Here is a 20,581-nt window from a genome sequence, read left to right as displayed (position 1 = left end):
CGTTGAACCCACGTTCAACACCGACCAACCGATTATCAGATTCAGAGGATTCACCATGAGCAACGTCGACCACGCTGAAATCGCCAAATTTGAAGCCCTGGCTCACCGCTGGTGGGACCGTGAAAGCGAGTTCAAGCCCCTGCACGACATCAACCCGCTGCGGGTCAACTGGATTGACGAACGTGTCAACCTGGCCGGCAAGAAGGTGTTGGATGTGGGTTGCGGCGGCGGCATCCTGAGCGAAGCCATGGCCCAGCGCGGCGCCACGGTAATGGGCATCGACATGGGCGAAGCACCGCTGGCCGTGGCCCAACTGCATCAGTTGGAGTCCGGCGTGAGCGTGGAATACCGCCAGATCACCGCCGAAGCCCTGGCCGAGGAAATGCCCGAGCAGTTCGACGTGGTCACCTGCCTTGAGATGCTGGAGCACGTGCCGGACCCGTCCTCGGTTATCCGCGCATGCTTTCGCATGGTCAAGCCGGGCGGCCAGGTGTTCTTCTCCACCATCAACCGCAACCCCAAGGCATACCTGTTCGCGATCATCGGCGCCGAATACATCATGAAGCTGCTGCCGCGCGGCACCCATGACTTCAAGAAATTCATCCGCCCCTCCGAACTGGGCGCGTGGAGCCGCCAGGCCGGCCTGACCGTCAAGGACATCATCGGCCTGACCTACAACCCGCTGACCAAGCACTACAAGCTGGCCAGCGACGTCGACGTCAACTACATGATCCAGACCCTGCGCGAGGAGTAAGCCTGTGAAGTTGCGAGCGGTTCTCTTCGACATGGACGGTACCTTGCTGGACACCGCGCCGGACTTTATCGCCATCTGCCAGGCCATGCGCGCCGACCGTGGCCTGGCGCCGATCAACCCCGAGCACATCCGCGATGAAATTTCCGGTGGCGCACGGGCGATGGTCGCCGTGACCTTCTCGATGGACCCGGAGTCGCCAGGCTTTGAAGAACTGCGCCTGGAGTTCCTGGAGCGCTATCTCAAAGGCTGCGCGGTTCACAGCCGATTGTTCGACGGCATGGCCGAGTTGTTGGAAGACATCGAGAAAGCCAACCTGATCTGGGGCGTGGTCACCAACAAGCCACTGCGCTTCGCCGAACCGATCATGCAGCAACTGGGCCTGGCCGAGCGTTCGGCCGTGCTGATCTGCCCGGACCACGTTAAAAACAGCAAGCCGGACCCGGAGCCGATGATCCTCGCGTGCAAAATGCTCGACCTCGACCCGGCCAGCGTGCTGTTCGTGGGCGATGACCTGCGCGATATCGAGTCCGGCCGCGATGCCGGCACCCGCACGGCGGCGGTCACCTATGGGTATATCCACCCGGACGACAACCCGCGCCACTGGGGCGCGGATGTGGTGGTGGATCACCCGTTGGAATTGCGCAAGGTGCTGGATAACGCGTTGTGCGGTTGCTGATGGCTCACCGATCCAACTGACCGATGAAGCCCCCTCCCACATTGGATCTTCAGTGTTTTCAAATTCGAGGTTATTTATGTTTGATTACTCCGCCCCCCCAGATCTGCTCAAAGGCCGAGTCATCCTGGTGACCGGCGCCGGTCGCGGGATCGGCGCGGCGGCGGCGAAAACCTATGCCGCCCATGGCGCCACCGTGCTGTTGCTGGGCAAGACCGAAGCCAACCTGGCCCAGGTGTATGACGAGATCGAAGCAGCCGGCCACCCGCAACCAGTGGTGATTCCGTTCAACCTGGAGACCGCCCTGCCCCATCAATACGATGAGTTGGCGGCGATGATCGAAAAGGCGTTCGGCCACCTTGACGGCCTGCTGCACAATGCCTCGATCATCGGCCCACGCACGCCCATCGAGCAGCTGTCCGGCGAGAACTTCATGCGGGTGATGCACATCAACGTCAACGCGATGTTCATGCTCACCAGCACCCTGCTGCCGCTGCTCAAGCTGTCACAGGATGCGTCGGTGGTGTTCACTTCCAGCAGCGTCGGGCGCAAGGGGCGGGCGTATTGGGGGGCTTACGGCGTATCGAAGTTCGCCACTGAAGGCTTGATGCAAACCCTGGCCGACGAGCTTGAAGATGTGGCGGCAGTACGCGCCAACAGCATCAACCCAGGCGGCACCCGCACCAGCATGCGGGCCCAGGCGTATCCGGGGGAGAATCCGATGGAAAGACCGGCACCGGAAGAAATCATGCCGGTGTACCTGTACCTGATGGGGCCGGGCAGTGCCGGCGTAAATGGGCAGGCGTTTGATGCGCAGTAAACCCTGACACAACCGAAACAAAATGTGGGAGCAAGTCGAATCGTCGCACCGCCCCTCCCACATTTGTATTGCAGTGTTCTCTGGAACTTAGTTTTTCACCACGTCCTCAAGGGTGAAACGGCCGAGCGGATTTTGTAGGAAATTGCTCACATTCTTGCGTGAGATGTTGATGTACGGGCTGTAGTACAGATCGATCCAGTTCACGTCCTGCTTGGCCAGTTTCTGCAGCTCCACATACATCTGCTCACGCTTGACCGGGTCGGCCTCGATGCGCGCCGCCGCCACCAGCTCCTTGACCTTATCGTTCTTGTAGCGGGTCATGTAGTTCTGGTTGGTGTCGTGGCCCAGCACGAAGGTGGTCTTCTGGTCCGGGTCGAGAATGTCGTTAGTCCAGTACATCACCGAAATGTCGTACTCGCCGTCCACCAGCATTTGCCAGCTTTGGGTCGGGTCGACTTTCTGCAGGTTGGCGGTGACACCAACCTTGGCCAATTGGTCCTTGATGATCACCGCGATCTGCTCGTCGGCTTCGTTGCCGGCGTTGACCACGTAGTTCAGCTTCAAGCCATCGGCACCGGCAGCGGCCAGCAGTTTCTTGGCTTCGGCCGGGTCATATGGACGCTGCAGGTTGTCCGCGTAGTGATACAGCGAGCCTTTTGGAATGTAGGAATAGGCCACAGTGCCCTGACCGTAGGTGGCGGTCTTGACCAGCGATTGTTTATCGATGGCCATGTCCAGCGCCTGGCGCACTTGCGGTTTGGCCAGCAGGCCGTGCGCGTGGTTGATCAGCAGGTGATCTTCACGGGTGGATGGGTCGGCATGGATCACCACGTTCTTGTCTTTCTTCAGTTCCTCAACCCGCGAGAACGGCACGAAGATCGCCGTGTCGAGTTCGTTGTTCTGCACCATGCGCATGCGCGTGTTGTCGTCGGTCACCGAGACCCATTCCACGCCGTCGAGGCTGACCTTCCTGGCTTGCCAGAAGTTCGGGTTCTTCTTGAGGATCACCCGATCCCCCTTGCGCCACTCGTCCACGGTAAACGCGCCGGAGGTCACCGGGTTTTCCGAATAGGCGTCTTCGCCCATTTTGGTCATGGCTTTTTCCGACAGGATCGACACCGTTGGCGAAGCCAGTTGCGAGAGAAACGCGACCGCGGGGGTCTTGAGGGTCACGACCAAAGTCTTCGCGTCGGCGGCCTTGGCGGTATTGATCAGGTTGAACGGATCGGCCCACAACGAGGCTTTGTTATCGCGAATGCGCAACAGGCTGAACGCCGCATCATCGGCGGTGATCGGCGAGCCGTCGGAGAACTTCGCCTCACGCAGTTTGAAGGTGTAGGTCAGGCCATCCTTGGAGATCTCCCAACTCTCAGCCAGGCCCGGTTCCATCTTGGTGCCCAGGTTGTCCACGCGCACCAGGGTGTCGTAGACGTTGGCGAACACCCAGGTGTCGCGGTTTTGTGCACTTTTGATCGGGTCGAAGGTGGTGCTGTCTTCACGGCAGCCGATGGTCAGTACACCGGCAGCCTGGGCCAGGCCGGCGGTCAGCGACCACGCGGTAAGCGTGGCGGCGGCGAGCAACTTCAAGTGGCGCGATTGCATGTCATAACTCCTTGTTCATGAATGGCAGGGAAGGGTCAAAGCAAAGGTTCTTCAAGCACGCAACTGTACCGATGCTCGTGCAGCAAATGGGTCGGCGGCAACACCACGGAACACATGGCGCGCGCATACCGACAACGCGGGTGAAAGGCGCAGCCTGTGGGTAAGTTCAGTGGGCTCGCAGGCTCGCCCAACAGCGGCTGCGCAGGCAACGGCAGATGCGGATCGATCTGCGCAATCGCCTGGATCAATGCCGCCGTGTAGGGGTGGCGCGGTGCGGTAAACACCGCTTCCACCGGCCCTTCCTCGACGATCTTGCCCAGGTACATCACGGCCACGCGGTCACACAGGCGCCGCACGATGGCCAGGTCATGGGCGATAAACAGGATCGCCAGGTTCATGCGCTGTTGCAGTTCCAGCAACAAGTTGATGATCTGGCCCTGGATCGACACATCCAGCGCCGCCACGCATTCATCGGCGATGATCAGGCGCGGCTCTACCGCCAACGCCCGGGCAATGCCGACACGCTGGCACTGGCCGCCACTGAGTGAGCCGGGTTTGCGACCGGCCAACTCGGGACGCAGGCCCACCAGGTCCAGCAGTTCGTTGACGCGGGCGGGAATGTGTTCCGAGGCCACTTTGCGCTGCACGCGCAAGACCTCGGCAATGGTTTCGCCAATCGTATGGCGCGGGTTCAGCGCGGCGTAGGGGTCCTGAAAGATCATTGCCGTTTCAGAGCGCAGGCGCGTGATGTCGATCGCACTGCCCTGGGCCATGTCGATGCCATCGAACAGCACCTGCCCGGCGCTGATGGGGTTCAGGTGCAGAATCGCGCGGCCCAGGGTGCTCTTGCCGCTGCCCGACTCGCCCACCAGGCCGAGGGTTTCGCCGGCGGCCAGGTTCAGCGACACCCCGTTCACCGCCCTCACCCACTGCTTGTTCAGGCCCAACAGGCCAGTGCCGGACGCAGCAAAGCGCACCTCCAGGTCCTTGATCTGCAACAGGCTCACGGGCGATCTCCCAATGGATAGTGGCACGCCACCCGCGTGCCTTCGGGCAAGCGCTCGGTGCACAAGGCGCCGACCTGCGGGCAACGCGGGTTGAACCGACAGCCTTCGGGCAACGCGTCGAGCAACGGCGGCTGGCCGACAATGGTGCGCAGCAAGGCATGGCCGCTGCTGTGGGCCGGCTGGCAGTCGATCAGGCCGGCGGTGTACGGGTGTTGCGGATGGGCCAGCACGTCGTACTTGCTGCCGTGTTCACACAGGCGGCCGGCGTACATCACGGCAATGGAGTCGCAGGTTTGCGCCACCACCCCCAGGTCATGGGTGATCATGATGATCGACAGGCCACGCTGATCGCGCAGGTCCAGCAACAGCCGCAAAATCTGCGCCTGCACGGTCACGTCCAGGGCCGTGGTCGGCTCGTCGGCGATCAGCACCTTGGGGTTGCAGCCCAGCGCCACCGCGATCATCGCGCGCTGGCGCATGCCGCCGGAAAACTCGTGGGGATAATTGTCGACGCGCGCCTTCGGATCGGGAATGCCCACCTGGCGCAGCACATCGATGGCCTGCAAACGCGCGTGTTTTTTCGAAGCGCCCTGGTGCAGGCGGATGCCCTCGGCGATCTGCTCACCGATGCGCATCAGCGGGTCGAGGTGGCTGCTGGGGTTCTGGAAAATCATGCCCAGTTGCCCGCCGCGCACCGCACGCATGCCGGCATCGTCCAATTGCAGAAGATCCTGGCCGGCCAGGCGCACCGCAGCGCCTTGCACCCGCAGGTTGGGCGACGGCAGCAGACGCATCAGGCCACGACACGCCATGGTCTTGCCCGAACCGCTCTCGCCCACCAGGCCAAGGATTTCGCCTTCGGCCAGGTCAAACGACACGCGGTCGACCAGGGTCACCTCACGCCCGGCATTGTTGGCGATCACACTCAGGTCACGCACGTGCAGCAGGCTCATGAACGATCCCCCAATACGTGCGCCACGCCGTCCGCCAACAGGCTGAAGCCCATGGCCAGGGTCACGATGGCCAAGCCGGGAAACGTGCAGAGCCACCAGGCCGTGGTAATGAACGCCTGGCCTTCGGCGACCATGGTGCCCCACTCGGCGGTCGGCGGTTGTACACCCAGGCCCAGGTAGCTCACAGCCGCGCCGTTGAGCAGCACCAGCACGGCGTCGGACATGGAAAACACAATCGAGCCGAACATCGCGTTCGGCAGCAAATGCCGGAACAGAATGCGCCCATGGCCAAAGCCCAGGCTCTTGGCGGCCAGGGCGAAGTCGCTCTCCTTGAGCACCAGGATTTGCGAGCGAATCAACCGCGCATACGAGACCCAACCCACCAGCGCCATGGCGATATAGAAGCTCTGCAACCCCGGACCGAGGATGGCCATGATCGCCAGCATCAGCACCAGGAATGGGAACGCCAGCACCACATCGATCACACGCATGCAGACACTGTCGAAACGCCCGCCGATGTAGCCGGACACCGCGCCCACGAACGTCCCGATCATGAACGGGAAGATCACCCCGAGCACCGCCAGTTGCAAATCGATGCGCGCGCCCCAGATCACCCGCGAAAGAATGTCGCGGCCGTAGTTATCGGTGCCGAATGGATGGGCCAGGCTGGGGCCCAGCAGACTGATATCGGTGTTTTGCGCAATCGGGTCATAAGGCGCTATCCACGGCGCAAACAGCGCCAGGCCCAACCACCCCAGCAGGATCAACAGCCCCCACGCCGCCGTGAGCCGGCCATTGCGAAAACCAAAACGCAGGCGCAAGCGCCACGGGGCAATCACTGGGCGGCTGGTCATTGCATCTTCACCCGTGGGTCGAGGGCTACGGTCACCACGTCCGCGATGAAGTTGACCGCCACCGTCGCGCAGGCCAGCACCATGGCCACGCCCTGCACCACCATGTAATCGCGGGTAAAGATGCCGCGCACCAGCAATTGGCCGATGCCGGGAATGGCGAACAGGCTCTCGATCACTACCGTGCCGCTGATCAGCCAGCCGATATTCACCGCCAGCAAGTTGACCGTCGGCACCAGGGCGTTGGGCAACACATGCCGGCGAAACACCGCCGCCTCAGACAGGCCGCGCGCCCGCGCAGCGGTGACGTGATCGGCCTGCAATTGCATCAACATACTGGCGCGCAGGTTGCGCACCAGCACCGCCGACAGCGCCAGGGCGATGGTCAGGCACGGCAATACCATATGGTGCGCCTTGTCCAACCCGCTCCGCCCGTAGCCGGACACCGGGAACAGGCCCCATTGCACGCTGAACAACAAAATCAGCATCAAGCCCAGCCAGAACGCCGGCATGCCCAGCCCGACGGTGGTGAACACGCGAATCAGGTTATCCGTCCAGCCGCCTTTATTGCGCGCCGCCAGCGTCGCCAGTGGCACCGCGATCAGCAGGGCCAGCACGACGCTGCCGAGCACCAGCACCAGGGTCGGTTCGATGCGAGTCACAATCAGCTTCAGCGCATCGACCTTGTACAGCAGGGAATTGCCGAGATCACCCTGGAGGAGGTTCTTCAGGAAGTAGAAGTATTGCAGCCACAAAGGCTGATCGAGACCATATTGGGCGCGGATTTTCAGCAAGGCGTCCGGCGTGCTGCGCGAGCCGAGCAACGCCCGTGCCGGGTCGCCCGGGATCGAACGCACCAGCACAAAGGTGATCAGGCTGATGCCGAACAGCACCGGCAGCAATTGCAGCGGCCGGGACAGTACAAAACGATAACGCGCCAGGTTCATCCGTCAGCCTCGATGACGAGCGAGAAAGTCCAGCAGCACCGGAAAATACGCCTGGGGTTCTTCATAGAACGGCATATGGCTGCTGTTGGGAAATACGTGCAGTTCGGCGTGGCGGGCGGCCATCTTCATGCGCATCGCGCAGGCAGGGGTGAGTTCGTCATGCTGGCCGGTGGTGATCAGGATCGGCATGCTGAAATCCGCCATTTCCTTGAGGCGGTTCCAGTCCTTGAGGTTGCCGACGTAAAGAAATTCGTTGGGCCCCTGCATGGTTTCATAGGGGCCCATGTTCCAGTCGCCGAGGGAACGCTTGACCGGCTCGGGCCACTCGTCGAGGCGACACACATGGCGATAGTTGAGCAAGGTGATCGCCGCCTGGTACTGCGGATGGTCAAGGGTACCCATGGCCTCATGGCGTTGCATCATCGCCACGGTTTCGCTGCCCAATGCGCCACGCAGGCGTTCAAGCTCCTGGGACAGGTGCGGAATGTCGCCGACGGTGTTTTCCAGGATCAGGCTTTTCAGGATGTCGGGGTAATGGACGGCGTACTCGATACCCAGCCAGCCGCCCCAGGAATGCCCGAGCAGATGCACACGGCCCAGACCCAGTGCCTGGCGCACGGTTTCGACTTCTTCGACATAACGGCGGATTTCCCACAGCGAAACATCGGTCGGTCTGGCTGATGCCCCTGTACCAAGCTGGTCGAATGCAACCACTCGCAGGTTATGTTCTTTGAGCCAGCCATGGGCGTCGCGCAGGTAGTCACACGGCAGGCCCGGGCCGCCGTTGAGGCACAGCAACACCTCATCGCCTTCGCCAAAGCTGTAGACCACGAGGTTGTGGCCGTCGACCTGTACGTTGTACCGCTGGTCGGGGGCAATTTCACGCCACATGCATACATTCCTTGTGTTGTATCGGCCTGGCGGGGTAGCGGCCGTTTACAGGTCAACACTACCGAGGATGCCGCGCGTCCATAACCTAGCAGTTCTTATAGGTTTGGCCTGGCAGTCCTTCGCCGGGGCGTGGCATTCTACTTGCAGCACGTGGAGATTCAAATGACTTCGGGAGCAGAACGGATGCTGGCCAAGCTAACTGCCTTCAATACTCGTCTGATGCCGGGCAGGAGCCTGGACGAGCAGATGGACAACACTTTCCTGCTCGCCCAACAGCTGGGCTTCGATGCCTTGGTGTACGACTACACCCCGGTGCCGACTGACCAGGACGGTGCATTGATCACCCCGTCGGTGCTGGAACTGCGCAATACCCCGCCCGACTGGCATGCATTATGGTGCGGCAAAGGGTTCTACCAGATCGATCCGGTGCAGCATCTGGCCCTGAGCACGGTGTCGCCGTTCGTGTGGTCTTATGAGGCCAAGACGGATACGCCGCTGCAGAAAATCATCGATCCGTGCCACGCCCCCGTATCTTCCTACCTGCACGACCAGCAACTGACCTGCGGTGTCAGCGTGCCGATCCACCTGCCCCGTGGCGGTTTTGCATCGCTGACCGGCCTGCGCACCGGCAAGGCCAGCAGCGTGTTGCAGGATGCGCAGCAGACGCTGTCGGAGTTCAGCGTGATTTCCCACGCCTTGCAGGAAGCGGCCTATCCGTTGTTCAGCAAAGAATTGCGCACCTATCCATACATCCACCTGACCAAGCGCGAGCGCGAATGCCTCAAATGGGCCGCCGAAGGCCTCACCGCTGCGCAAATTGCCACGCAGTTGAGCCGCTCACTGGCGGTGGTCAGCCTGCACCTGGCCTCGGCGATGCACAAACTGGGGGCCAAGAACCGCGTACAGGCGGTGGTTCGCGCCACACACTACCGCTTGCTCGAAGACTGATTCACCGGCAAAACCTAGCTGTTTTGCTAGTTACTTAAATGCCCCGTGCAGATTATCGTGGCTCTGATCCTTTTTTTCAGAGCAGGGTACGAAATGGACTTCATCGAAAAAATCCGCGAAGGGTATGCGGCATTTGGCGACTACCAGACCTGGTACCGCGTCACCGGCGACCTGGCCAGCGGCCGTACACCGCTGGTGATCATCCACGGCGGCCCCGGCTGCACCCACGACTATGTCGACGCCTTCAAGGATGTCGCGGCCAGTGGGCACGCGGTCATTCACTACGACCAGTTGGGAAATGGGCGCTCGACGCACTTGCCTGATAAAGCCCCATCGTTCTGGACCGTCGAGCTGTTCCTGGCCGAGCTGAACAACCTGCTGGACCATCTGCGGATCAGCGATAACTACGCGATCCTCGGCCAGTCCTGGGGCGGCATGCTCGGCAGTGAACACGCCATTTTGCAACCCAAGGGGCTGCGCGCGTTTATCCCGGCCAACTCACCGACCTGCATGCGCACCTGGGTCAGCGAAGCCAACCGCCTGCGCAAATTGTTGCCTGAAGGTGTGCATGAAACCCTGCTCAAGCATGAAGCCGCCGGCACCTACCAGGCCCCGGAATACCTCGCCGCCTCGCGGGTGTTCTATGACCAGCATGTATGCCGCGTCAACCCGTGGCCGGAGGAAGTGGCGCGCACCTTCGCTCAGGTCGATTCGGACCCCACGGTGTACCACGCCATGAGCGGTCCGACTGAGTTTCATGTCATCGGCAGTTTGAAGGATTGGACGTCCATCGGCCGCCTGTCGGCAATCAAGGTACCGACCCTGGTCATCTCCGGCCGGCATGACGAGGCCACGCCGCTGGTGGTCAAGCCGTTCCTGGATGAGATCGCCGATGTGCGCTGGGCGCTGTTTGAAGACTCCAGCCACATGCCCCATGTGGAAGAGCGCCAGGCATGCATGGGCACTGTGGTGAAGTTTCTGGATGAGGCGTGTTCGGTGATGCACCCGGAACTCAAGGCCGGTTGAGTGCAATGTGGGGGGGATTGCCCCCCTCCCACATTTAGACCTCGCTGGTTTCAGCCTTTGCTGTCCTCGTCGGCACATCTGCGACTAAAGGAATTTCCTTCCCCTCGGCATCGAACAACTTGCCGCCCCTGAAGTAATCGCCATCACGCAGCGCCGCCACTTCGTGGAAGCACAGGCTGCGTTCGGTCCCCGCGACAAATACCGACTGCTGGTCCGAGTTGCCCGCCGTGAAATGGTTGAACGCCAGGTTCAGCAGGATCGCCATGATCGCCGACGAGCTGATGCCCGAGTGGAAAATCGTCGCGAACCAATTGGGGAAGTGATCGTAGAAACTCGGCGCGGCGATGGGGATCATGCCAAAACCGATGGAAGTGGCGACGATGATCAGGTTCATGTTGTTGCGGTAATCGACCTTGGACAAGGTACGAATACCACTGGCCGCCACCGTGCCGAACAGCACGATCCCGGCACCACCCAGCACCGAGGTCGGCACCGCCGCAATCACCCGGCCCATGAACGGCAGCAGGCCGAGGATCACCAGGAACAGCCCACCGGTGGCGACCACGAAGCGACTCTTCACCCCGGTCACCGCCACCAGGCCGACGTTCTGGGCGAACGCGCTCTGGGTGAACGAGCCAAAGATCGGCGCGAACATGCTCGACAGCATATCGGCGCGCAAGCCATTGCCCAGGCGTTTGGAGTCGACCTTGGTATCGATGATTTCGCCCACGGCCAGGATGTCGGCGGAGGTTTCCACCAGGGTCACCATCACCACGATGCACATGGAAATGATCGCAGCGATGTGAAAGGTCGGCATGCCGAAATGAAAAGGCGTGGGGAAACCGAACATCGGCCCTTGGGCCACGCCCGAGAAGTCCGCCATGCCGAGGAACACCGCAATCAACGTGCCGATCACCATCGCCAGCAGGATCGACAAGCGCGAAATCGTCGCGCTGCCGATCTTGCTCAGCAGCAACACCAGCAACAGGGTCAATGCGGCCAGGCCAATATTGGCCATGCTGCCAAAATCCGCCGCGCGGCTGTTGCCGCCCATGGCCCAGCGCGCGGCAACCGGCATCAGGGTCAGGCCAATGGTCGTGATCACAATACCGGTCACCAACGGTGGGAAAAACTGGGTGATCCTCGAGAACACCGGCGTGATCAGCAACCCGATAAACGACGCTGCCATCACCGCCCCGAGAATCGCTGGCACCCCGCCTGCACCGTCGCCGCCGACAATCGCCACCATGGTAGCCACACCGGCAAACGACACACCCTGCACCAGCGGCAACTGGCAGCCAAAGAACGGCAGGCCAAGGGTTTGCAACAGAGTTGCCAGGCCACCGGCAAACAGCGACGCCGCGATCAACAGGCCGATATCCGCCGGAGACAGCCCGGCCGCCTGACCGACGATCAAGGGGACGGCGACGATGCCGCCGTACATGGTGAGCACATGCTGCAGGCCGTAAGCCATGTTGGCGGCGACGCCGAGATTCTCATCTTCTGGCCGCTGTGACGCCTTCGGAATAGTCATGGTGAGGGGGTCTCTGTTTTTGTTGTGCGGCCACTGTATGCAATCTTAGGACTGTATGTCCATAGAGTTGTATACAATATGTCGAACAAAATACCCTCCATCGGCGTTACAAAAACAACCTGGCCGTGATGAGCCAAAACGGGTAGCAAGCCCCCTCCCACATTTTTGAGCGCATTGTCAGCTCAGGCGTTGGCCGGTTCGCAAGGACGGTTTTTCGGCCGCGCCAACCAGTACCCCAACACCGCAAGTGGCGCAGTCGCCAGCATTACAATCACCGTAATCAACAGCGGCTGCTCGATCATCGATGACACCAGCAGGCTGCTGAGAAAGCACAGCCCCAACTGCAGGGTGTTTTGCAGCGCTGCGGCCTTGCCGGAATTTTCCGAAAAGGGCATCAGCGCATTCGCTACCACGATCGGGTAACTGGCGCCGTTGACCAGCGCCATCAGGCAGAACGGAATCAGTAAGGTGGTGAGAGTCGGCACGCTCAAGGTGGCGACCAGATACAGCACCACCATGCTGATGCAATAAGCCACCAGCAACCAAGGCAGCAATGTCTTGCCCTGGAAACGCTGCAAGGCACTGCGACAGCTGTAGCCCCCCACCAGAAACGCCAGGGTCGGCGGTACATAGCTCAAGCCAATGTCATTCGGGCTGTAGCCCATGTCGCCAAGGATGAACGGCGAAGCAGTCAGCCAGGCGAAGAAACTGGCGGAGCAGGCAGCGAAGATCATCACGTTGCCGGTGAACACCCGAGACTTGAGCAACTGCGCATAACCGAGGCGCGACGGCGTTTGCGTCACGTTTTTCGGCACACGGCGCAGGAGTAAAGTCGGCAACAGCAACAGCAGTGACACCCCCAGCAACACCCCGAAAATCGCCTGCCAGCCCAAGTGATTCAACACCATCGCCCCCAACAGCGGTGCCAGGGCCGGTGACAGCGACATCAGTGGCATGATGCTGGCGAACACCCGGTGCGCCTTGTCGGCCGGGTAACGATCGATCACCAGTGCTTGCCAGCTCACGGCAGCGGAGCACACACCAATCGCCTGCATAAAGCGCAAGGCCAGCAACTGCGGCGCCGTCTCGACCCAGAACATTCCGGCGCAGCCCAGCACGAACAGACTCAGACCCGCGAGCAGAATCGGTTTGCGCCCCAGTCGGTCGGACAACGGCCCCCACAACAACTGCCCCAGCGCAAAGCCGGCGAGGAAGATGCTCAAGCTGGCGCCCACCGCGCCAGCACCAATCTGCAACTGCTCGCCCATGGCGCCGAACGCCGGCAAGTACATGTCCATGGCCAGATAACCGAGCATGCTCAGCCCCGCCAGGTACCCAGTGAAACCAAAAGAATTTTTCATTGAAGCCTTTGTGAACTCTGCCATCAAACTATTTGCTGACTGGCGCTCATTATGAAGCTGACATATTTTGTGTGAAGCGATAATAATTGGACAACTTGTTCAAAAATTTTGAAGGCAGCCCCTATGTGGTCTGAATATTCCCTGGATGTAGTCGATGCGGTGGCGCGCCATGGCAGTTTCAGCGCCGCCGCCCAGGAATTGCACCGCGTGCCGTCGGCCATCAGCTATACCGTACGCCAGATTGAAGAATGGCTGGCGGTGCCGTTGTTTGTGCGGCGCCATCGCGACGTCGAACTGACCCCCGCCGGTCGCCTGTTTATCGATGAAGCCCGTGGCGTGATGAAAAAAATGCTCGGCACGCGGCGCTTGTGCCAGCAGGTGGCCAACGGCTGGAGCGGCCAGTTGAAGGTGGCGGTGGACTCCATCGTCAAACCCCAGCGCTGCCGACAGTTGGTGCTGGACTTCTATCGACAGTTTCCCGAAGTGGAATTGCTGCTCGAATACGAGGTGTACAACGGCGTTTGGGACGCCCTGGCCGACGAGCGCACCGATATCGTGATCGGCGCCACCAGCGCAGTGCCGGTCGCCAGCCGCTTCACCTTTAGGGACATGGGGCTGCTGAACTGGCTGTGTGTGGTCAGTGCGAAGCATCCATTGGCAACGGTCGAAGGTCTGCTCAATGACGACCAGTTGCGTCCGTTTGCTTCGCTGTGCATGACCGACACCTCGCGCAACCTGCCCAAGCGCGACACCTGGACCCTGGATAACCAGCGTCGCCTGGTGGTGCCGAACTGGGCGTCAGCCCTTGACTGCCTGCGCGATGGCCTGTGTGTCGGCATGGCACCGGCGCATCAGGTACTGCCGTGGATCGAACGCGGCGAGCTGGTGGCGCTGCAATTGACCCGGCCCTTCCCCGCCAGCCCCTCCTGCGTGGCCTGGGCCCAGGACAAGCTGTCTCCGGCCATGGCGTGGTTGCTGGAGTATCTGGGGGACACCGAGACGATGAACCAGGAATGGTTGAATGGGCCCATGGACTTTCCTGTCAGTTCAGCAGGCGAGTGATGGCCCGCACGATCATCTCCACCTCCTTGGCCTCCAGGGTCAAGGGCGGCAGCAGGCGAATGACCTTGCCCCGCGTCACGTTGATCAACAGCCCATGCTCCTGGGCCGCACGCTGGGCCAGATCGCGATAAGGGGTCGCCAGTTCGATGCCGATCATCAAGCCCTGCCCCCGAATCGCCAGCACCTGTGGGTGCTCATCCAACTCCATCCGCAAGCGCGCCAGCAGGCGCTCGCCTTGTAGCGCGGCGTTGTGCAGCAGGCCTTGCTCTTCGATGATCTCCAGCACGGTGCAGCCCACCCGACAGGCCAGCGGATTGCCGCCGAAGGTACTGCCGTGACTGCCCGGGGTGAACAACCGGGCGACTGCGGCCCGGGCCAGACAGGCGCCGATGGGCACGCCGTTGCCGAGGCCTTTGGCCAGGGTCATCACGTCCGGCACGATGCCTTCGTGCTGGAAGGCGAACCAGGCGCCGGTGCGGCCGATGCCGGTCTGGATTTCATCGAGCATCATCAACCAGCCGTGGCGCGTGCAGTGATCGCGCAGGGCTTGCAGGTAACCCGCTGGGGCAGGTAATACGCCGCTTTCGCCCTGGATCGGCTCCAGCAACACCGCAGCGATGCGCGCGCCATACGACTGGGTGATGGCTTCAATCGCCGCCAGATCGCCAAACCTGACCTTGAGAAAATCCCCCGGCAACCGCTGAAAACCCAGGCGCACCGACGGCCCATCGCTGGCCGCCATGGTGCCGAGAGTGCGCCCATGAAAGGCGTTTTCCATCACCACCACCAACGGTTCTTCGATGCCTTTTTTCCAGCCGTGCAGCCGCGCCAGTTTCAGCGCTGTCTCGTTGGCTTCGGCGCCGGAGTTGTTGAAAAAGGCGCGGTCCAGGCCAGACAGTTGCGCAAGACGCTGGGCCAGCCGTTGCTGCCAGTCGATGCTGTAGAGGTTGGACGTGTGCAGCAAAAGCCCAGCCTGTTCGCTGATGGCCGTCACCAGTTTCGGGTGGGAATGCCCGACATTAGTCACCGCCACCCCCGCCACCGCGTCCAGGTATTCGCGGCCCTGCTGATCCCACAGGCGCGTACCCAGGCCACGGGTGAAGCTCAAGGCCAAGGGTTGGTAGGTGGTCATCAGGCAGGCGGCGGTCATGACGGCGGGCTCCAGTGCATCGTTAAGGGATGATCGAAGTATCGTTAGCCACCCCAGCTGGATAAACTGCGCTTTACTGCAATGACTTTAAACCAGGGCTTGATAATGGATTTGTTCCAGGCAATGTCGGTGTACGTAAAAGTAGTAGAGACCGGCAGCATGACCGCGGCTGCCTATGCCTGCGGCATGTCGACCACCATGGTCGGCAACCACCTGCGCGCCCTGGAGCAGCGCCTGGGCGTCAGCCTGCTCAAGCGCACCACGCGCAAACAAAGCCTGACGGAATTTGGCGGCCAGTATTATCAGCGCTGCCTGGAGGTGCTGGGCCTGGTGGCGGACTCCGAGCAATTGGCCGAGCAGGCCCACAGCGACGTGCCCAAGGGCACGCTGCGGATCACCGCCCCACCGGCATTTGGCACCGAACGCCTGGCGCCGGCGTTGAGTGAGTTTTCCCGACGCTATCCGCAGATCAAGTTGTATGTGGTCCTCGGCAACGAACGCATGGACCTGGTCGATAGCGGCTTTGACGCGGCGATCCGCCTGGGTGAGTTGGAGCCGTCAAGCTTGATTGCCCGACCGATGCAGGACTACACCATCACCCTGTGCGCCTCGCCGGAGTACCTGGCCCGGCACGGCACGCCGCAAACGCCCGAAGACCTGCAACAGCACGATTGCCTGGCGTTCGCCTACCCTTCCACCGATGATTGGCGCGATGCCGACAAACTGTGGCGCATGACCGACGCAGCAGGTGAAGTGGAAATCCCGGTGTCCGGCTCGCTGACCATCAACAGCTCACAGGCCCTGCGCCAGGTGGCGGTGCAAGGCATGGGCATCGTCATGCTGCCCGATGCGCTGGTGCAGCCGGACCTGCAGAGCGGCAAGCTGGTGGCCTTGCTGAACCACTATCAACTGCCAAGCCGCCCCATGCACTTGCTGTATGGCCAGGACCGTTACCGGCTGCCGAAGCTGCGGGCCTTTGTTGATTTCGTCATGGAGAAGTGGGCGCGCTGAAGCGTAAGAAACTTCTGAAAACGCACACAAAGCAAATGTGGAAGGGGCGGTGCCCCTCCCACATTTTTTACAACGGTGTTCAGGCCTGAATCAGGCCATTGATCTTGACGGTCGGATTCACATCCGCCTCATAGTCCACACCGTCGATTTCAAAACCGAACAAGCGCAGGAACTCCGCCTTGTAGCCGGCAAAATCGCTGATCTCGTTGACGTTCTCGTCGGTGACCTGGTTCCACAGGGCTGCCACGGCGTCCTGGACTTTCGGTTCCAGTTCGGCCAAGTCGGCACGCAGACGACCATCGGCGTCGAGTTTCGGCTCGCTGCCATACAGGCTGTCCTTGAACAGCCCGTAGACTTGCTCGATGCAGCCTTCATGGGTGCCCTGCTCTTTCATCACGCGAAACAGCAGCGACAGGTACAACGGCATAATCGGGATCGCCGAGCTGGCCTGGGTGACCACGGCCTTGAGCACCGACACGCGGGCGTCGCCCTTGAGCGCGGCGAGGTTGTCGCGCAGGGTCAGGACTTTCTTGTCCAGGTCTTTCTTGGCTTCGCCGATGGAGCCGTTCCAGTAGATGTCCTGGGTCAGCTTCTCACCGAGGTAGGTGAATGCGGTGGTCTTGGCACCTTCGGCCAAAACGTCGGCGTCACGCAGGGCGTCGATCCACAGTTGCCAGTCTTCACCGCCCATGACTTTCACGGTGCCGTCGATTTCTTCCTGGGTCGCTGGCTCAAGGGTGGTGTCGACCACAACGCCCTTGTCGGTGTTGATACCGCGCAGGGTTACGGCCTTGCCGATCGGCTTGAGGGTGGAAGTGTGCACCACGCCTTGCGGATCGGTACGGCGTGGCGCGGCCAGGCTGTAGACCACCAGGTCGATCTTGCCCAGGTCTTTCTTGATGGTCTCGATGGTCAGGCGCTTGATCTCATCAGAGAACGCGTCGCCGTTGATGCTCTTGGCGTACAGGCCTTTTTCAACAGCGAACTTCTCGAACGCGGCGCTGTTGTACCAGCCGGCGGAGCTGAGCTTGCCTTCTTCGCCTTCTTTCTCAAAAAACACGCCCAGGGTGTCGGCGCCGCAGCCAAACGCAGCACTGATGCGCGCGGCCAGGCCGTAGCCGGTGGAAGCGCCGAGGACCAGCACCTTTTTAGGGCCGCCTGCGATGATTCCGTGTTGAGTCACGTAGTCAATCTGTTCCTTGACGTTCGCTTCACAGCCAACAGGGTGAGCGGTCACACAGATAAAGCCACGAACCCGCGGTTTGATGATCATAAAATCTCTGCCTCTTCCAAGGTGCCGAAGGCCAGTGGTGGCCGTTCAACTTCAATCGTACCGGTCTATGACGTCCGAAAAACCGAAGCGTCACGATAGTCGCAAATCTTCTGTTTACAAAATCCAATCCACACACGGCTGGCAAGGCTTGAAAAGTGTGAAAAGCCTTCACAATTTCGCCCTATTTAAAAACGCCATTGCAACGCAGAACGGCTTATCATGACGCAATTATTTCAACATGTTTCAAAACCCCACCACTCGCGGCCACGGATACGGACCTGTCGAATGGCGTCCTGCTGGAGCGAAGTTGCATGAACACGCTGGCCTTGCGTAAAAAAGCGGTATCGATCGCCTGGGTACTCGGCGTCCTGCTGATCATTGATGTATTCCCCGAAACCACGCTGGTATTCCTCTGCCTGGTGCTGATCTGCGGTATTTATGACTTCCTGCGTAACGGCCTGTATGACACACCCACGTTCAAGAAATACTTTATCGGCAGTGGCCGCAACACCTGGTTGCTGGCACCGTTCAACACGCTGTTCGACCTGCTGAGTTCGCGCAATCGCCATGTTTATACGATGAGCGACCTGCCGCCCGCCTGGCGTGAAGACCTGCAACAGGTGCTCGACGATGCGATGGCCCATAAAGATGAAATCATCGGTTACCTGGATACGCGCATGGCCGAGAAGAAGCGCGGCATGTTGTTTTTCCAGTGGTACGGGCGCCCGATTGAAACCACGCTGGATATTCCTGAGCTGCGCAAAAAACTGCCGTTCGTGAAGACCATCGGCGTGTCGGTGTTCAACGAAAACCGCTCCACCTCGTTTCACTTCGGCCCCCTGCGCATGATGTTCCGTGTGCTCTACAACATGGCGCCGGCGCCTCATCACGAGGGCGTGTATATCCAGGTGGGCAAGCACAAACACTACTGGCACGACGACCCGCTGTTTATCTTTGATGACACGCTGATGCATGCGTCCTTCAACAAGAACGACGCCAAACGCTACTGCCTGTTTATCGATATCGTGCGGCCTACCCGGTTACCGCGGGTGCTGAATGCCGTGATCGCGGGGTTTGCCGGAATGGTCTTTACCCTGCGTCGGGTTTTCTACAAAAACTGGAAGCTGATTCAGTAAGTTCTGCGGCATGATGGTGTTGGACGGTATTTGCGCTCGGCCTTGCACCTGAGGTAAATATTCGGCTCGTGCGCTTCAATCCGCGCCCACCATCTCAAGCCATCGCGCCTCACAGGGCGCGGTGGCTGCGCTTTCAAGGAATCAGAATGCCCCAACGTCAAGTCATCAACGCCTCCGTCAGCCCCAAGGGCAGCCTCGAAACCCTGTCCCAACGTGAAGTCCAGCAACTGAGCGAAGCCGGCACCGGCAGCATCTACACCCTGTTCCGCCAGTGCGCCCTGGCAATCCTCAACACCGGCGCGCACATCGATAACGCCAAGACCATCCTCGACGCCTACAAAGACTTTGAAGTACGCATCCACCAGCAGGACCGAGGCGTGCGCCTGGAACTGTTGAACGCTCCCGCCGACGCGTTCGTCGACGGCGAAATGATCGCCAGCACCCGTGAGATGTTGTTCAGCGCCCTGCGCGACATCGTCTACACCGAGAACGAGCTGGACAGCCAGCGCATCGACCTGAGCAATTCCCAGGGCATCACCGACTACGTGTTCCACCTGCTGCGCAACGCCCGCACGCTGCGCCCGGGCGTCGAACCGAAGATCGTGGTGTGCTGGGGCGGGCATTCGATCAATACCGAAGAATACAAATACACCAAGAAGGTCGGCCACGAACTGGGCCTGCGCAGCCTCGACGTCTGCACCGGTTGCGGTCCCGGTGTGATGAAAGGTCCGATGAAGGGCGCGACCATTTCCCACGCCAAGCAACGCATCACCGGCGGGCGCTACCTGGGCTTGACCGAGCCGGGCATCATCGCCGCCGAAGCACCCAACCCGATCGTCAATGAGCTGGTAATCCTGCCGGACATCGAGAAGCGCCTGGAAGCCTTCGTGCGGGTCGGCCATGGCATCATCATCTTCCCGGGCGGCGCCGGTACCGCCGAGGAATTTCTGTACCTGCTGGGCATCCTGATGCACCCGGACAACCGCGATGTGCCGTTCCCGGTCATCCTCACCGGGCCGAAACAGGCCGCGCCGTACCTGCAGCAACTGCATGCGTTCGTCGGTGCCACCCTTGGCGAAGCGGCGCAGGCGCACTACCAGATCATCATCGACGACCCGGCCGAAGTGGCGCGCCAGATGACTGTCGGCCTCAAGGCGGTGAAACAGTTCCGCCGCGAGCGCAACGACGCGTTTCACTTCAACTGGCTGCTGAAGATCGATGAAGGCTTCCAGCGTCCGTTCGACCCGACGCACGAGAACATGGCCAGCCTGCAACTGAGCCATGCCCTGGCACCCCACGAGTTGGCGGCGAACCTGCGTCGCGCCTTCTCGGGCATCGTGGCGGGGAACGTCAAGGACAAGGGTATCCGCCTGATCGAACAGAACGGCCCGTACGAGATCCACGGCGACCCGACCATCATGAAACCGCTGGATGAGCTGCTACAGGCATTCGTCGCCCAGCACCGCATGAAGTTACCGGGCGGCGCGGCGTATGTGCCGTGCTACCGCGTGGTGCAGTGAGCTAGCGCCAGTCGCGCCGCCGCCAGCAGAGGCTGGCGGTCGGTCATAGTTTGTATCGCTTT

The 20,581-nt window shown here is 61.0% G+C and carries 19 protein-coding genes; 9 read left to right on the top strand and 10 right to left on the bottom strand.

What is annotated here, in order from left to right; translation table 11 throughout:
- Positions 1 to 55: 55 nt before the first annotated feature.
- From ubiG to V6M90_RS10415, 3 genes are all read left to right on the top strand, one after another.
- Positions 56 to 754, top strand: a complete 699-nt coding sequence (gene ubiG / locus V6M90_RS10425) for a bifunctional 2-polyprenyl-6-hydroxyphenol methylase/3-demethylubiquinol 3-O-methyltransferase UbiG (RefSeq protein ID WP_003172645.1) — start codon at positions 56 to 58, stop codon at positions 752 to 754.
- Between the two features lie 4 nt (positions 755 to 758).
- The gene (gene mupP, locus V6M90_RS10420) at positions 759 to 1,430 is read left to right on the top strand and encodes an N-acetylmuramic acid 6-phosphate phosphatase MupP (RefSeq protein ID WP_003172644.1); all 672 of its coding nucleotides are present in this window, start codon (positions 759 to 761) and stop codon (positions 1,428 to 1,430) included.
- A 76-nt stretch (positions 1,431 to 1,506) separates the two neighbouring features.
- Positions 1,507 to 2,247 carry a YciK family oxidoreductase gene (locus V6M90_RS10415; RefSeq protein WP_078732177.1) on the top strand — a complete coding sequence of 247 codons (741 nt, stop codon included), beginning with the start codon at positions 1,507 to 1,509 and terminating at the stop codon, positions 2,245 to 2,247.
- Between the two features lie 87 nt (positions 2,248 to 2,334).
- On the opposite strand, the gene V6M90_RS10410 is transcribed toward V6M90_RS10415, so the two are convergent.
- Genes V6M90_RS10410 through V6M90_RS10385 form a run of 6 tightly spaced genes read right to left on the bottom strand, consistent with a single transcriptional unit; the run spans position 2,335 to position 8,498 of the window.
- Positions 2,335 to 3,849 carry an ABC transporter substrate-binding protein gene (locus tag V6M90_RS10410; RefSeq protein WP_141064949.1) on the bottom strand — a complete coding sequence of 505 codons (1,515 nt, stop codon included), beginning with the start codon at positions 3,847 to 3,849 and terminating at the stop codon, positions 2,335 to 2,337.
- Positions 3,850 to 3,884: 35 nt separating this feature from the next.
- Positions 3,885 to 4,856 (bottom strand): ABC transporter ATP-binding protein, encoded by a 972-nt coding sequence (locus V6M90_RS10405; RefSeq protein WP_003172641.1) that lies wholly within the window; start codon positions 4,854 to 4,856, stop codon positions 3,885 to 3,887.
- Positions 4,853 to 5,809: an ABC transporter ATP-binding protein gene (locus V6M90_RS10400; RefSeq protein WP_003172640.1), complete on the bottom strand. Its 957-nt coding sequence runs from the start codon at positions 5,807 to 5,809 to the stop codon at positions 4,853 to 4,855. The genes V6M90_RS10405 and V6M90_RS10400 overlap by 4 nt, the downstream gene beginning before the upstream one ends.
- Positions 5,806 to 6,663 (bottom strand): ABC transporter permease, encoded by an 858-nt coding sequence (locus V6M90_RS10395; RefSeq protein ID WP_003172639.1) that lies wholly within the window; start codon positions 6,661 to 6,663, stop codon positions 5,806 to 5,808. Before V6M90_RS10395 ends, V6M90_RS10400 begins: the two co-directional genes overlap by 4 nt.
- Positions 6,660 to 7,607 carry an ABC transporter permease gene (locus V6M90_RS10390; protein WP_078823711.1) on the bottom strand — a complete coding sequence of 316 codons (948 nt, stop codon included), beginning with the start codon at positions 7,605 to 7,607 and terminating at the stop codon, positions 6,660 to 6,662. The genes V6M90_RS10395 and V6M90_RS10390 overlap by 4 nt, the downstream gene beginning before the upstream one ends.
- 3 nt (positions 7,608 to 7,610) lie before the next feature.
- Positions 7,611 to 8,498: a proline iminopeptidase-family hydrolase gene (locus V6M90_RS10385; protein WP_003172637.1), complete on the bottom strand. Its 888-nt coding sequence runs from the start codon at positions 8,496 to 8,498 to the stop codon at positions 7,611 to 7,613.
- A 183-nt stretch (positions 8,499 to 8,681) separates the two neighbouring features.
- Between V6M90_RS10385 and V6M90_RS10380 the strand changes: the two genes are divergently transcribed.
- Positions 8,682 to 9,446, top strand: coding sequence for a LuxR family transcriptional regulator (locus V6M90_RS10380; RefSeq protein WP_003172636.1), 765 nt, complete (start codon positions 8,682 to 8,684; stop codon positions 9,444 to 9,446).
- 93 nt (positions 9,447 to 9,539) lie between these two features.
- A complete protein-coding gene (locus V6M90_RS10375; protein ID WP_003172634.1) occupies positions 9,540 to 10,472 on the top strand; it encodes a proline iminopeptidase-family hydrolase in 933 nt (310 codons plus the stop codon).
- A 34-nt stretch (positions 10,473 to 10,506) separates the two neighbouring features.
- On the opposite strand, the gene V6M90_RS10370 is transcribed toward V6M90_RS10375, so the two are convergent.
- Both V6M90_RS10370 and punC read right to left on the bottom strand, forming a co-directional pair.
- Positions 10,507 to 12,006, bottom strand: coding sequence for a nucleobase:cation symporter-2 family protein (locus V6M90_RS10370; RefSeq protein ID WP_332846431.1), 1,500 nt, complete (start codon positions 12,004 to 12,006; stop codon positions 10,507 to 10,509).
- Positions 12,007 to 12,188: 182 nt separating this feature from the next.
- Entirely contained in the window at positions 12,189 to 13,367 is a 1,179-nt protein-coding gene (gene punC / locus V6M90_RS10365) for a purine nucleoside transporter PunC (protein WP_305428795.1), read from the bottom strand.
- Positions 13,368 to 13,490: 123 nt separating this feature from the next.
- Here punC and punR point away from each other — a divergent pair, with 123 nt between their 5' ends.
- Positions 13,491 to 14,429, top strand: coding sequence for a DNA-binding transcriptional activator PunR (gene punR, locus V6M90_RS10360; protein WP_003172630.1), 939 nt, complete (start codon positions 13,491 to 13,493; stop codon positions 14,427 to 14,429).
- On the opposite strand, the gene V6M90_RS10355 is transcribed toward punR, so the two are convergent.
- Complete coding sequence (locus tag V6M90_RS10355) at positions 14,410 to 15,579, bottom strand: aspartate aminotransferase family protein (protein WP_003172629.1); 1,170 nt, start codon at positions 15,577 to 15,579, stop codon at positions 14,410 to 14,412. The two genes, punR and V6M90_RS10355, sit on opposite strands and share 20 nt — an antisense overlap.
- A gap of 105 nt (positions 15,580 to 15,684) precedes the next feature.
- Here V6M90_RS10355 and V6M90_RS10350 point away from each other — a divergent pair, with 105 nt between their 5' ends.
- On the top strand, positions 15,685 to 16,590 hold the full coding sequence (locus V6M90_RS10350; RefSeq protein ID WP_332846430.1) for a LysR family transcriptional regulator: 906 nt from the start codon (positions 15,685 to 15,687) through the stop codon (positions 16,588 to 16,590).
- A 79-nt stretch (positions 16,591 to 16,669) separates the two neighbouring features.
- Here the strand turns inward: V6M90_RS10350 and fabV are convergent, their stop codons facing one another.
- Entirely contained in the window at positions 16,670 to 17,863 is a 1,194-nt protein-coding gene (gene fabV, locus V6M90_RS10345) for an enoyl-ACP reductase FabV (protein ID WP_141064956.1), read from the bottom strand.
- A 311-nt stretch (positions 17,864 to 18,174) separates the two neighbouring features.
- Here fabV and V6M90_RS10340 point away from each other — a divergent pair, with 311 nt between their 5' ends.
- Both V6M90_RS10340 and ppnN read left to right on the top strand, forming a co-directional pair.
- Complete coding sequence (locus tag V6M90_RS10340) at positions 18,175 to 18,999, top strand: aspartyl/asparaginyl beta-hydroxylase domain-containing protein (protein WP_003172626.1); 825 nt, start codon at positions 18,175 to 18,177, stop codon at positions 18,997 to 18,999.
- Between the two features lie 146 nt (positions 19,000 to 19,145).
- Positions 19,146 to 20,519 (top strand): nucleotide 5'-monophosphate nucleosidase PpnN, encoded by a 1,374-nt coding sequence (ppnN, locus tag V6M90_RS10335; RefSeq protein ID WP_003172625.1) that lies wholly within the window; start codon positions 19,146 to 19,148, stop codon positions 20,517 to 20,519.
- Positions 20,520 to 20,581 lie beyond the last annotated feature (62 nt).

Origin of the sequence: Pseudomonas lactucae (genome assembly GCF_036688725.1) — a bacterium.
Classification (GTDB): domain Bacteria; phylum Pseudomonadota; class Gammaproteobacteria; order Pseudomonadales; family Pseudomonadaceae; genus Aquipseudomonas; species Aquipseudomonas lactucae.
This window is presented reverse-complemented; position numbering and strand designations above follow the sequence as displayed.